The sequence below is a fragment of the Sandarakinorhabdus sp. genome (assembly GCF_040398665.1).
In the GTDB taxonomy this organism is placed as follows: domain Bacteria; phylum Pseudomonadota; class Alphaproteobacteria; order Sphingomonadales; family Sphingomonadaceae; genus Sandarakinorhabdus.
Genome location: NZ_JBBATQ010000002.1, coordinates 102,429 through 114,368, shown reverse-complemented (window position 1 = coordinate 114,368; position 11,940 = coordinate 102,429). Strand labels below are relative to the sequence as shown.

Annotated in this window: 10 protein-coding genes; 5 read left to right on the top strand and 5 right to left on the bottom strand. The window is 63.3% G+C overall.

Annotated elements, in window-relative coordinates; all coding sequences use genetic code 11:
- Positions 1-54: 54 nt before the first annotated feature.
- The 3 genes from rpoD to ABWP22_RS03300 all read left to right on the top strand — a co-directional run bounded on the left by rpoD (position 55) and on the right by ABWP22_RS03300 (position 3,606).
- Positions 55-2,067: an RNA polymerase sigma factor RpoD gene (rpoD, locus tag ABWP22_RS03310; RefSeq protein WP_353198523.1), complete on the top strand. Its 2,013-nt coding sequence runs from the start codon at positions 55-57 to the stop codon at positions 2,065-2,067.
- 45 nt (positions 2,068-2,112) lie between these two features.
- Entirely contained in the window at positions 2,113-2,787 is a 675-nt protein-coding gene (locus ABWP22_RS03305) for a hypothetical protein (protein WP_353198522.1), read from the top strand.
- A gap of 132 nt (positions 2,788-2,919) precedes the next feature.
- Positions 2,920-3,606 (top strand): hypothetical protein, encoded by a 687-nt coding sequence (locus ABWP22_RS03300; RefSeq protein WP_353198521.1) that lies wholly within the window; start codon positions 2,920-2,922, stop codon positions 3,604-3,606.
- A 4-nt stretch (positions 3,607-3,610) separates the two neighbouring features.
- Here the strand turns inward: ABWP22_RS03300 and ABWP22_RS03295 are convergent, their stop codons facing one another.
- The gene (locus tag ABWP22_RS03295; RefSeq protein ID WP_353198520.1) at positions 3,611-5,134 is read right to left on the bottom strand and encodes a hypothetical protein; all 1,524 of its coding nucleotides are present in this window, start codon (positions 5,132-5,134) and stop codon (positions 3,611-3,613) included.
- A 119-nt stretch (positions 5,135-5,253) separates the two neighbouring features.
- Between ABWP22_RS03295 and ABWP22_RS03290 the strand changes: the two genes are divergently transcribed.
- Entirely contained in the window at positions 5,254-6,096 is an 843-nt protein-coding gene (locus ABWP22_RS03290; RefSeq protein WP_353198519.1) for an AAA family ATPase, read from the top strand.
- Between the two features lie 55 nt (positions 6,097-6,151).
- Here the strand turns inward: ABWP22_RS03290 and katG are convergent, their stop codons facing one another.
- Positions 6,152-8,380 carry a catalase/peroxidase HPI gene (gene katG, locus ABWP22_RS03285; RefSeq protein WP_353198518.1) on the bottom strand — a complete coding sequence of 743 codons (2,229 nt, stop codon included), beginning with the start codon at positions 8,378-8,380 and terminating at the stop codon, positions 6,152-6,154.
- Between the two features lie 185 nt (positions 8,381-8,565).
- Positions 8,566-9,138: an elongation factor P gene (efp, locus tag ABWP22_RS03280; protein ID WP_353198517.1), complete on the bottom strand. Its 573-nt coding sequence runs from the start codon at positions 9,136-9,138 to the stop codon at positions 8,566-8,568.
- A 95-nt stretch (positions 9,139-9,233) separates the two neighbouring features.
- Between efp and epmA the strand changes: the two genes are divergently transcribed.
- Complete coding sequence (gene epmA, locus ABWP22_RS03275; protein WP_353198516.1) at positions 9,234-10,250, top strand: EF-P lysine aminoacylase EpmA; 1,017 nt, start codon at positions 9,234-9,236, stop codon at positions 10,248-10,250.
- Here epmA and ABWP22_RS03270 read toward each other — a convergent pair.
- The gene (locus tag ABWP22_RS03270) at positions 10,216-10,659 is read right to left on the bottom strand and encodes a hypothetical protein (protein ID WP_353198515.1); all 444 of its coding nucleotides are present in this window, start codon (positions 10,657-10,659) and stop codon (positions 10,216-10,218) included. The genes epmA and ABWP22_RS03270 overlap by 35 nt on opposite strands.
- 532 nt (positions 10,660-11,191) lie before the next feature.
- Positions 11,192-11,809, bottom strand: coding sequence for a PEPxxWA-CTERM sorting domain-containing protein (locus ABWP22_RS03265; RefSeq protein WP_353198514.1), 618 nt, complete (start codon positions 11,807-11,809; stop codon positions 11,192-11,194).
- Positions 11,810-11,940 lie beyond the last annotated feature (131 nt).

The window sequence follows — 11,940 nt, the reverse complement described above, 5'->3', positions numbered from 1 at the left end:
GATTTTTGCCGGTGCAGGTCCCTGCCTCGGCCAGATGCAAGGATGCAAAATCGGATGGCCAAAGCTGGCGCCAACGAAGCGGTCGATCCCAAGGCTGAGGGCGATGCCCCGCTGATCGACCTGAACGAAGCCTCGATCAAGAAGCTGATCGCCCGCGCCAAGAAGCGCGGATACATCACTTATGACGAAATCAACGAGGCCCTGCCCCAGGATCAGATGACCAGCGAGCAGATCGAGGACATCATGTCGTCGATCAACGAGATGGGCATCAACATCGTCGAGAACGACGACACCTCCGACGAAGCGGAAACCCCCGAAGAGGCCGAGGACGAACCGGAAGCCGTCGATGGCGATCTGGCGCCGGCGCCGGTCGCCGTGGTCAAGGCCCCGCTGGATCGCACCGACGATCCGGTGCGCATGTATCTTCGCGAGATGGGCGCGGTCGAACTGCTCAGCCGCGAAGGCGAAATCGCCATCGCCAAGCGCATCGAGGCCGGCCGCAACACCATGATTGCCGGGCTGTGCGAAAGCCCGATGACCTTCCGCGCCATCATCGATTGGTCGAACGCGCTGAACGAAGGCCGCATGCAACTGCGCGAGATCCTCGATCTGGAAGCCATGCTGGCCAAGGTTCCGGGTGAGGACGGCGAAGAAGTGGCCGAAGGCAGCGACCTGCCCACCGTGCAGTTCAAGGAAGACGAAGAACCGGAAGCCGAAACGCCGGCCGCCGACGAAGAGGATGAATTCACCGAGCGCCGGGCGCCGCAACGTGCCGCCGAAGCCGAGGAAGACGACGAAGGCGGGCTGTCGCTGGGCCAGATGGAAGAGCAGCTCAAACCGGCCGCCCTGGAGAAATTCGCCGAGATCACCGGCACCTACAAGAAGTTCCAGAAGCTGCAGGAAGCTCGCCTGTCGGCCATTCATGGTGGCCCGGCCTTTGCCGGCGGTGACGAGAAGAAATACCAGAAGCTGCGCGAGGAACTGACGCGCGGCGTGCAGTCGATCCATTTCAACAACAACAAGATCGAGCTGCTGGTTGAATCGCTCTATACCCAGAACAAGCGGCTGATGGCGCTGGGCGGCAACATGCTGCGCCTGGCCGACAAGCATCGCATCAACCGCAAGAATTTCCTGGATGAATATGTCGGCAACGAGCTTGCCGAAGGCTGGCTGCCGCGTGTGGCCGCCATCGACAAGAAGTGGGCGGCCTTCGTTCAGAGCGAAGGCGCATCGGTTGAACAGAACCGCCGCGAGCTGGCCGGCATCGCCGAAACCACGGGTGTCGACCTGGGCGAATTCCGCCGCATCGTCAACATGGTGCAAAAGGGCGAGCGCGAAGCCCGCATCGCCAAGAAGGAAATGGTTGAAGCCAATCTGCGCCTCGTGATTTCCATCGCCAAGAAATACACCAATCGCGGTCTGCAATTCCTTGATCTCATTCAGGAAGGCAATATTGGCCTGATGAAGGCGGTGGACAAGTTCGAGTATCGCCGCGGGTACAAGTTCAGCACCTATGCCACCTGGTGGATCCGCCAGGCCATCACCCGCAGCATCGCCGATCAGGCGCGCACCATCCGCATTCCGGTGCACATGATCGAAACGATCAACAAGCTGGTGCGCACCAGCCGGCAGATCCTGCACGAAATCGGCCGCGAGCCGACTCCGGAAGAACTGGCCGAACGCCTCTCCATGCCGCTGGAGAAGGTTCGCAAGGTGATGAAGATCGCCAAGGAACCGATAAGTCTGGAAACGCCGATCGGTGACGAGGAAGACAGCCATCTCGGCGATTTCATCGAAGACAAGAACGCCGTCATCCCGGTGGATGCCGCGATCCATGCCAATCTGAAGGAAACCGTCACCCGCGTGCTGGCGTCGCTCACCCCGCGTGAAGAACGCGTGCTGCGCATGCGGTTCGGCATCGGCATGAACACCGATCACACATTGGAAGAAGTCGGCCAGCAGTTCAGCGTGACCCGCGAGCGTATCCGTCAGATCGAGGCCAAGGCGCTGCGCAAGCTGAAGCACCCGTCACGCAGCCGCAAGATGCGCAGCTTCCTCGACGTCTGAGTGTATTGCTCTTGCAATACACAAAAAGGGCGGTAAGGTCACGGCATGCGCCTTGTCCTTGCCGCCCTTTCGTTTCTGCTCGTCGTTGCTGCGGCCCCTGCTCCTGATCCGCTGTTGCAGCAGATCGTGGCGGGCGCGCGCGCGGTGCCGCCTGCCAGTGCCCGCTGGGAACGCGCCCTGAAACAGTCGGGCCAGGAAGCCGGCGACAGCCGCACCGAAAGCCACAGCCGCACCGAGCGCTGGGATGGCAAGCAACTGACCCTGATCAATGTCGATGGCAAACCGCCAACCGCCGATGACATCGCCAGCCATCGCAAGGCCAGTGCTGGCCGGCCGCTGCCCGGCTATCATCGGGTGGCAGATTATTTCGGCACCGGCGCCATCCGCAGCCAGGATGCGCAAGGGCGGATGTTCTACCGGGTCAACGGCCTGCCCAAGGGCAGCATCAACATCGGCAGGGATATTTCCGGCAGTCTGGTTGCAGAGGCCCTGATCGACAACAGCGGGCCGCAGCCCTTTGTCAGCCGACTGCGCATCACCTTGCCAAAGCCGCTGGGCTTGATGTTTATGGCCCGGCTGGACAGTTTCGAGGCGGTCTCGGAATATCGTCTGGTCGGCGGCCGACCGATGCTGGTACGCCAGACCCAGGTCATCGCCGGCAAGCAGATGGGCAAATCAGGTACCAGCCGCAGCGAAAGCCTCTACACGATATTGGGGTGATCGCATCCGGTTCACACCCCAGCAAGGTCGTGAGGCCATTGGCTGGGACGCCTTCGCCAATCCGCGCCGGGCCGATGAACGTGATGCCATTGCAACTTGTGGCATAACGCCGCGAACGCTAGGCATCTGCAGATGAGCCACCATCGTCGCACGCTATTGCCGGCCGTCGCCGGCCTGCTCGTGGCCGCAGCGCCGCCGCCCGATCTGGGGCTGGTGCGCGACGCCATCATCGCCGAAGCAAGCCGCATTGAACCGGCTGCGCTGGCCTTTGATCGCACCACCACGGCGACCAAGCACAGCCCGCTCGGCAGTGAGAAAAGCGTCACCATCGAACGTTGGGATGGCAAGGGCTGGACCCTGGTCAGCGTGAACGGCAGCACGCCCAAATCATCCCACCGCCGATATTTTCAAAGGGCCACCGTAAACGCCCCGGTGCCGGGCTATCATCGCCTGGCAGCGATGCTGACCGCCGCGGGCGAGATCAGCACCGACGAAAAGGGCCGCAAGATCCTGAAAATTGCGGTGCTGCCGGCGGCTTCGGTGCGCAGCGAGAGCGACGATGTTTCCAGCCACCTGTCGGGTGAGGCCGTCATAACCACCACCAACGGCAAGCCCTGGGTCAGCCAGCTCAATCTGAAGGCCCGTGAGCCCTTCAAGCTGGGTGGCCGCATCAAGGTCACCGAATTCCGGCAGACACTTGATTTCGGCCTCGGCCCCAATGGAAGGCCGCGACTTACCGGTCAGAGCGCGCTGAGCAAGGGCCAGATGTTCGGCTTTGGCGGCGGCGAGGTGAATCAGGTCACCTACACCTACCGCTGAAGCGTCATTTGACGGGCAGCGGCGCGCGATAGGCTTCGCCCAGCGCGGCCTCGATATCCGCCACCATGATCGCCCGGCTGGCCTGCGCCGCAAACAGCGCATCGGCCGGGGTGACAAATTCCAGGATGCTCAACCGGTTGACCAGGCCGACCCGCGCTGTCCCAGGTATGGTGAGTTGCGCCAGTACGGCAAAGCGATCCTGGCCCTTGGCCGCTGCCGCCTTCGCCGCCGCCACCAGCAAGGCTTCAGCGGCCGTGTCGATCGCCGCGGTCCGCGATGCAGTGATCCCGGTTGCGGTGCCGTCACGCACCGGCTTTGGCTGCATCAGCTTGGATGTGGGCAGCATCGCCTTGCCGAACTCGCTGGCCTCGCTGGCCTCTTCCCAGCGTGGCAGCATTGTCACCAGCACATTCAACACGCCCTTGCCGGTCAGGTTTTCCCGCGCCACCTTGACAGCATCGGTACGGATCTTGGCCGGATCAAGGCCTGGTGCCGCACCCGCTCCGGCCTTGGCCTGCACGTTGGCGATGACGGCCGCCGTCAGCGCGGCCGGTGACAACCAGCGCGGCCGGCCGGCCAGATAGCCCTTGGCCTCTTCCAACTGGCCCGCGTTCAGCGCCAACTGCGCCTTGGCCAATTGCACCAGTTCATCGGCACGGGCCACCTGCTGGGCGGCCGTTTGCGCGGCCTGATCGGTGCCGCCGGCCTTGGCCGCCAGTTCATCGATATCCTGCGCGGCGCGAGCCAGAGTCGTCTGCGCCGCGGCCGATTCGCCGGCCAGAGCCTGCACGGCGGCTTGGCGCGCCAGAATGACGACGCCCGGTTTCGTCAGCAGCGCCACGAGTTGGGTCAGGCTGGCCGCTGCCCCTTTCCAATCGCCGGCGCCTTCCAGATGCTGGGACTGGCGCACATTGGGTTGCAGCCGCCATTGCCGATCCAGCAACTGGCGCTCGTCTGGCGAGATCTCGGCGGTCAACGCCATCAGCCGCAGCGCCTCCTCGGCCAGGAAATTGCCCTGCGGCCGGGCAGTGGCCGCCTTGAACATCAACGTCTCGGCTTCGGACTGCTTGTTCTGGGACAAGAGCGCCAGCGCTTCCAACACGTTGGTGCTGGCGCCAACGTTGCGATCGAAATGCGCGCGCACCAGGGGGGTCAGATCGACCTGACGGGCGGCGCGCGCATCGGCAATGGCCTCGTCGAACCGGCCCATTTCGAACTGGCGCACACCGCGCATCAACAATACCTCGGCGCGGCGCACCGGATTGCTGGTGGTGCGGCTGTCGGCCAGGGCTTCGGTGCAGGCGGCAATGCCCTTGTCACCGGGTTCGCGCGCGGCCGGATTGTCGGCTTCGGCACTGCCGAACAGCCCCAGAGTGCCAAGCACCAGCAAACCACGCCCCACCTGCTCGCCCGGCGTCTGACGGCGGCCATAGCCGTCGCAGCGGATGAGCGCCGACGGTGCAGCCAGCACCGGCACGGCAGAAAAAAGGATGGAGCCGGCAACAGCCCAGCCAAACCAACGCTTCATGTATGACCCCTCAAGCGATTCGTTGCGGCCTTTTGGCATTTCGGTTGCCCTTGGCACAATGACAGGATTGCGCCCGAACCTGCCCGACTTTAACTCTTGGCCGCAGAAGAGGATGTTCCATGCGCTTTGTAGGCACCACCGGTTATGTCGCCACCGATGATCTGAAGGTTGCGGTCAACGCCGCCGTCACCCTGCGCCGGCCGCTGCTGGTGAAAGGGGAACCCGGCACCGGCAAGACCGTGCTGGCCCAGCAGATCGCCAACGCCTTCGATGCGCCGCTGATCGAATGGAACGTCAAATCCACCACGAAGGCGCAACAGGGCCTGTATGAATATGATGCCGTGTCCCGCTTGCGCGACAGCCAGCTCGGCGATCCGCGCGTGTCGGACATCAACAATTATATCCGGCGCGGCAAAATGTGGGAGGCCTTCACCAGTCCGCAACTGCCGGTGCTGCTGATCGACGAGATCGACAAGGCCGACATCGAATTTCCCAACGATCTCCTGACCGAACTCGATCGGATGGAATTCGACGTGTATGAAACCGGTGAGCGGGTGAAGGCCGCGCAGCGCCCGATCGTGATCATCACCAGCAACAACGAGAAGGAACTGCCCGACGCGTTCCTGCGCCGCTGCTTCTTCCACTATATCAAGTTCCCGGATCGCGAGACGATGGAAGCCATCGTGCGCGTGCACCACCCGAACATCCAGCGCGCGCTGGTCGGCGAGGCGCTCAACATCTTCTTCGACATGCGCGAAGTGCCCGGCATGAAGAAGAAGCCGAGCACCAGCGAACTGCTCGATTGGCTGAAATTGCTGATGCACGAGGATCTGCCGATCGAAGTGCTGCGCAATCGTGATACCAAGACCCTGATCCCGCCGCTGCATGGCGCGTTGCTGAAGAACGAGGCGGACGTGATGCTGTTCGAGCGGCTGGCCTTCATGAGCCGGCGCGGCCAGTAAAGAAGACGGCGGCTCTCCGGGTGGAGCGCCGCCGCCTTCATTGGATGCTTGCAGCTTAGCGGCCGAACCGGTCGTTCGCCATCACCTTGGTCCAGGCGTGCGCGAAATCCCGCACCATCTGGGCATGGCCATCGGCAGCACCATAGACTTCGGCCACGGCGCGCAGTTCGCTGTGCGAACCGAACAGCAGGTCGACCGGGCTGGCCGTCCACTTGGCTGCGCCGGTGCTGCGATCGAGACCGTCATACTGGCCTGTCGTCGCGGACTTCTGCCACTTGGTGTCCATGCCGAGCAGATTGACGAACCAGTCATTGCTCAGCACGCCCGGACGCGCGGTGAACACACCCACCTTGCTGCCACCAGCATTGGCATCCAGCACACGCAGGCCGCCGATCAACACGGTCATTTCCGGCACGGTCAGGCCCAGCAGATTGGCGCGGTCGATCAACCCTTGCGTAGGGTTGTAGTGGCTGTCCGCGGTCCAATAATTGCGGAAGCCATCGGCCTTGGGCTCCAGCGCGGCAAAGCTGGTCACGTCGGTCTGCGCCTGCGACGCATCGGTGCGGCCCGGCGTGAACGGCAAACTGATGGCCACGCCAGCATCCCCAGCAGCCTTCTCCACCGCCGCATTGCCGGCCAGCACGATCAGATCGGCAAGGCTGATCTTGCGGCCACCCGGCGCGGCCTTGTTGAAATCGGCCTGCACCCGGGCCAGCACGGGCAGCACCTTCGCCAGTTCAGCCGGATTGTTCACCGCCCAATCCTTTTGCGGAGCCAACCGCAGCCGGGCGCCATTGACGCCGCCGCGCATGTCGGTGCCGCGGAAGCTCGCCGCCGCCGCCCAGGCGGTGCGCACCAGTTCCGGCACGCTGAGGCCGCTGGCCAGCACATTGGCCTTCAGGCTGGCCACGTCAGCCTCGACCACCAGCGGGTGATCGACGGCCGGCACCGGATCCTGCCAGATCAGCACTTCCTTGGGCGCATCCGGGCCGATGTAGCGGCCACGCGGGCCCATGTCGCGGTGGGTCAGCTTGAACCAGGCGCGGGCAAAGGCATCTTCAAAGCCCTTGGGGTTCTTCAGCCAGGCCTGCGTGATCTTCTTGTAGGCCGGGTCCATGCGCAGCGCGAGATCGGTGGTGAACATGATCGGTGCATGGAACACGCCCTCGCGGTGCGCGTCCGGGACGAACTTCTTGTTGGCCGCATCCTTGGGTTCCCACTGGATGGCCCCGGCCGGGCTCCTGGTCTGCACCCATTCGTTGCCGTATAGATTTTCCAGATATTGCATGGTGAACTGGGTCGGGCTGGCCGACCAGGCGCCTTCCAGGCCGGAGGTGATGGTATCGGCGCCCTTGCCGGTGCCATATTTGTTTTCCCATCCCATGCCCTGCTTTTCCAGCGCTTCGCCGGCCGGCTCCTTGCCGACATTGCCGTCGGGCTTGGCGGCACCATGCGCCTTGCCGAAGGTGTGGCCGCCGGCGATCAGCGCTGCGGTTTCCTCATCATTCATCGCCATGCGGCCGAAGGTTTCGCGGATGTCCTTCGCGGCGAGCAGCGGATCGGGGACGCCGTTCGGGCCTTCCGGGTTCACATAGATCAGGCCCATCTGCACGGCGGCGAGCGGGTTCGCCAGCTTGCGGCCTTCGCTGTAACGCTTGTCGTCCAGCATCTTGGATTCCGGGCCCCAATAAACCTTGTCGGCTTCCCAATCATCCTGGCGACCGCCGGCAAAGCCGAACGGCTTGAAGCCCATGGTTTCCAGGGAGACATTGCCGGCCAGCACCATCAGATCGGCCCAGCTCAGCGCCCGGCCATATTTCTGCTTCACCGGCCACAGCAAGCGACGCGCCTTGTCGAGATTGGCATTGTCCGGCCACGAGCTGAGCGGTTCGAAGCGCTGCTGGCCACCACCGGCCCCGCCGCGACCATCGGCGATGCGATAAGTGCCGGCGCTGTGCCAAGCCATGCGGATGAAGAATGGACCGTAATTGCCATAATCGGCCGGCCACCACGGCTGCGACGTGGTCAGCACCTTTGCGATGTCGGCCTTCACCGCCTTCAGGTCCAGTGTGCTGAACGTAGCGGCGTAGTCAAAATTGCTGCCATAAGGGTTCGACGACGGTGCCTGTTGGCGCAGTGGCGACAGATCGACCAGTTCGGGCCACCAGAACTGGTTGCTGGTGTTGGCGGTCGGGTTTGTTTGCGCGGCGGCGCCCGTGGCGGCCAGACTGCTGGTCATGCTGGCGATGGCCAATGCCACGATCGATGCGAAATTGCGTTTCATGCTCGCTCCCTGCGGTTGGCGCGGGTCGGTTCCCACTGCAACAAACCCTACGCTGGCACGGTTCCATCGAAGAAATTGGGATTTGCGCTCAGGCTGATCGAAATTGTGCCTAAGTTGATTTGCGCCGGCAGCAAAAAGGCCGGCATCACTGCCGGCCCTTGCAACGCATCGGTCAGGCGAGCGCCTCAGTCCTTGGCGCGCTCCACGTAACTCGAATCCTCGGTGTTGATGACGATGCGCGTGCCGACTTCGATATGCGGCGGCACCATCACGCGGGCGCCGGATTCCACCGTTGCCGGCTTGTAGCTGGAACTGGCGGTCTGGCCCTTCATCACCGGCTCGGTGGCGGTGATCGCCATGGTCACGCGGGTCGGCAGGGTGATGGTGATTGCCTTGCCATCGAACATCAGGATCTTGCACTCGGCATTTTCCTGCAGGAACCCGATGCCATCGCCGATCATCGTTTCAGTCAGGCTGATCTGGTCATAGGTTTCGTTATTGATGAAGATATACTCCTCTCCATCCTTGTAGAGATAATTGTGCGGCACTTCCTCGACAAACGCCTTTTCCAGGCTGTCGGTGGTTTTCACGGTGATCACCGTTTTCACGCCATCGGAAATGCGGCGCATGTCGATGGTGGTGGTCGGCGTGCCCTTGCCGGGGCGGAAGGTTTCCGCCTTGAGCACGACATACAGATGGTTGTCCTCGTGCTCGATCACCTGACCCTTGCGGAAATTGCTCGCGATTTCCTTGACCATGCTATCCCCTATGCGCCAACGCACCGATAATGCTGCCCGGCGTTAGGGCATGGCAGCATGACTGTTCAAGCTAAATCATGATTGGGAAAATCATCTTGCCTCGCCCGTTCTGGCATGCCGACATCCACGCTGACCGCCGCCCCTTCCTGCTCGGCCGCAACCGGGTCAAGGCGGCGCTGCGCCACTGGTTCGCCGATCAGGGCTTTACCGAGGTGGAATGCGGCGCCGTGCAACTGTCGCCCGGCAACGAAATCCACCTGCATGGCTTTCCCGTGCTGTGGCGCCCGGACGGCGAAGCGGAACAGACACGTTATCTGCACACCAGCCCGGAATTTGCCGCCAAGAAGTTGCTGGCGGCCGGTGAAACGCGGATCGTCGATTTCGCCCGCGTCTGGCGCAACGGCGAAGTCGGCCCGCTGCACAGCCCCGAATTCACCATGGTCGAATGGTATCGCACCGACGCGGATTGGACCACCGTGATCACCGACACACTGGCACTGGCCCGCGCTGCGCAAGTGGCTGGCGGTGGCCTGCTGCGCTGGCGCGGCCGTAGCTGCGACGCGCTGGCCGAACCCGACATGCTCAGCGTCGCCGACGCCTTCGCAGCCCACGCCGGCATCGATCTCGCCGCATGCCTGGATGATCGCGACGCGCTGGCCGCCGAAGTGTCGCGCATCGGCCTCGACGTGCGCGGCGACGACACCTGGTCCGACCTGTTCAGCCGGGTGATCGTCACCATCGAACCGTTATTGGGCCGCGACCGCCTGACCTTCCTAACCCACTATCCCGTCTGCGAGGCCGCGCTTGCCCGCCCCTGCCCCACCGATCCGCGTTGGGCCGAACGCTTCGAAGCCTATGCCTGCGGCGTGGAACTCGCCAACGGCTTCGGCGAACTCACCGATGCCGTCGAGCAGCGCCGGCGGTTCGAAGCCGACATGGACGAGAAGCAGCGCCTCTACGCCCGGCGCTATCCGCTCGACGAGGATTTCCTCGCGGCCTTGGGCGCCATGCCGCCGGCCAGTGGCGTCGCGCTCGGCTTTGATCGGCTGGCGCTGCTGGCGCTGGGCGGCACCGACATCAGGCAGGTGATCTGGACCCCGTTTCCGGTTTGAAGAACCCCAATTTGACCGCCGGCACCAGATAGGCCGTCACCAGCACCGTATTCGTCACCACATTCACCGGCACACCATTCAGCATCGACAGCGCCGAATCCGCCGCCCACCACCCGAACACGCCCCAGCCCAACCCGCGCCACACCACCGGTTCAGCGCCGCACGCCCGGTATATGGCGAGCAGACACAACCCCCAACCCAGCATCACCGCCCCGGCCAGCGACACCGTCAACCGCATCCCCGGCGCCGCGAAATCCGCCGCCGAAAGCGTGCCCAGGCTGACCATCTGGTAGAACGCCCCCGCCGCGCCATCCAGCCCCGGCACTCCGGCCGCCGAAAACACCACACCAAGACCGATCATCGCCCAGCACCAGATGTGCAGCCATTGCTGCCAGAAAATGCGCGTCATTGCCGGACCCCTCTGCCTGATTGCCTCGCCATACTGGACCGGGCGGGGAAGCGCCGCAATTACCGGGTGCATAGGATATGAGAAATCAGAAGAGGCCTGCGCCCCGGATCAAGCCCGTGACGTGGGCAGCGGCGGCCCCCGCACCCGTTCGATTCAGGCGTCGGCACCGCGCCTTTTCCTGACCTGAAAAAGAACGGAAAACCAGATCACAGCCCGCGCACTTGCGGGCAAAGTGGCGAATCCACCGGCGGCAGTTTTGACCAAATTGACGAATCCGGCGGGGTTCAGCGTTGTTTTCAGTGATCATCCCTGCCCGGCGCCAGACCAACCGCTCTTGTCATGATGACAGGCTTCGGCGGTGTAGGACAGGCCCCGCATCGGCCTGCCGCCACGAGCCGCCTTGAAGGAAAGACGGGCGAAATCGAAGCTTGCGCCAACATGTTCTGGCACGCACGCCTCCATCAGGCCTGGCCGCAAGAAAAGGGCGCCGTGTTGCCACGACGCCCCTTTGATCTGCCGGTTGGTTGCCGGGTCAGGCAGCGATGGCTGCGTGCGAGCGACGACGCATGGATGCGCCGACCAGTCCGAAGCCGCCGAGCATCATCAGCCACATGGCGGGCTCCGGAACCGCACCGGATTGGAGGCGGAAGTTGCCGTTATAGTCATTGCCGTCGCCGCCGAACGTTGCAACGTTGGCTTGTACCGAGTCGCCGAGGTCACGGCGAAACGAGAACTCGATCAACGCGTAGCTTTGGCCGCCCGACGTGAACGAACTGCCGCTGTTGAACGTGTTCGTCAGCGGCGTGTACATGCCCGTCAGCGTCTGACCGGTGTCGAAGTTGAGCGTCAAATTGTAGATCGCATCTGAATCGACGACCGTACCGGGCAGATAACCTTCACCAGACAGCAAAGCGCGCGTGATGGCGTCGGGCGCGATGCCAAGGCTGATCGGTTGATCGTTCGGGTTGAGATAGTCGCCCGCATTCGGGGTGGCGACGAACAGCGTGTAGTTGCCGGTTTGCCCGGTCGTCCAGATCGTGCCCGACGCGCCAGTGACGGCAGCCCTGGTGAGCGTGAGCGCATTCGCACCCGTGGCACCAAGCACAATGGCGAGTGCGGCGAGCGGTAGGGAAATACGGGAGAAAGCCATTTTGTTGGTAATCCTTACGTCGACAAGGTTGACCCCGCGCACCACATTTCAAGCATATATCGTGCCAAGTGCGTGCCGGCGTTTTTCACCGTGAAGGATCGGAAAAACGTAAAAAGTTCCCTGGCCAAACT

Excerpts from the sequence above, each read along its gene's own strand:
- rpoD (WP_353198523.1), top strand. The coding sequence starts at position 55 with ATGGCCAAAGCTGGCGCCAACGAAGCGGTCGATCCCAAGGCTGAGGGC.
- ABWP22_RS03305 (WP_353198522.1), top strand. The coding sequence starts at position 2,113 with ATGCGCCTTGTCCTTGCCGCCCTTTCGTTTCTGCTCGTCGTTGCTGCG.
- ABWP22_RS03300 (WP_353198521.1), top strand. The coding sequence starts at position 2,920 with ATGAGCCACCATCGTCGCACGCTATTGCCGGCCGTCGCCGGCCTGCTC.
- ABWP22_RS03295 (WP_353198520.1), bottom strand. The coding sequence starts at position 5,134 with ATGAAGCGTTGGTTTGGCTGGGCTGTTGCCGGCTCCATCCTTTTTTCT.
- ABWP22_RS03290 (WP_353198519.1), top strand. The coding sequence starts at position 5,254 with ATGCGCTTTGTAGGCACCACCGGTTATGTCGCCACCGATGATCTGAAG.
- katG (WP_353198518.1), bottom strand. The coding sequence starts at position 8,380 with ATGAAACGCAATTTCGCATCGATCGTGGCATTGGCCATCGCCAGCATG.
- efp (WP_353198517.1), bottom strand. The coding sequence starts at position 9,138 with ATGGTCAAGGAAATCGCGAGCAATTTCCGCAAGGGTCAGGTGATCGAG.
- ABWP22_RS03270 (WP_353198515.1), bottom strand. The coding sequence starts at position 10,659 with ATGACGCGCATTTTCTGGCAGCAATGGCTGCACATCTGGTGCTGGGCG.
- ABWP22_RS03265 (WP_353198514.1), bottom strand. The coding sequence starts at position 11,809 with ATGGCTTTCTCCCGTATTTCCCTACCGCTCGCCGCACTCGCCATTGTG.